We start from the raw sequence: 455 nt of genomic DNA on the forward strand, positions 1-455 counted from the left end.
GGCGTGTTCACCGGCATCATGCAGGGCAGCGGGATGCTGAAGGCGATGGCGCAGGCGGCGGTCGGCTTCGTGCCGCCGTCGATGGCCGGCCACATTCCGGTGGCGCTCGGCCTCGCGTCGATGCCGCTCAGCATGCTGTTCGATCCCGATTCGTTCTACTTCGGCGTGCTGCCCGTGATCGCGGAAGTGGCCGGCCAGCTCGGCGTGCCGGCCGTGCAGGTCGGACAGGCGGCGTTGCTCGGCCAGATGACGACGGGCTTTCCGGTCAGCCCGCTCACGCCCGCGACGTTCCTCGTCGTCGGCCTGTGCGGGATCGAGCTGGCCGAGCATCAGAAATTCACGTTTCCGATGTTGTTCGGCGCGTCGATCGTGATGACGATCGCGTGCGTCGTGCTCGGCGTCTTTTGATTCGTCCCGGCGGGCGTTTCGCCGGACGACGGTACGGACATGACAGC

The 455-nt window shown here is 67.3% G+C and carries 1 pseudogene; it reads left to right on the top strand.

Going from position 1 to position 455, the window contains the following annotated elements:
* Positions 1-408, top strand: a pseudogene (locus M3221_RS25675) (citrate transporter); the annotation flags it as partial.
* Between the last annotated feature and the right edge of the window lie 47 nt (positions 409-455).

The organism is Domibacillus indicus, assembly GCF_023715895.1.
In the GTDB taxonomy this organism is placed as follows: Bacteria; Bacillota; Bacilli; order Bacillales; family Domibacillaceae; genus Domibacillus; species Domibacillus indicus_A.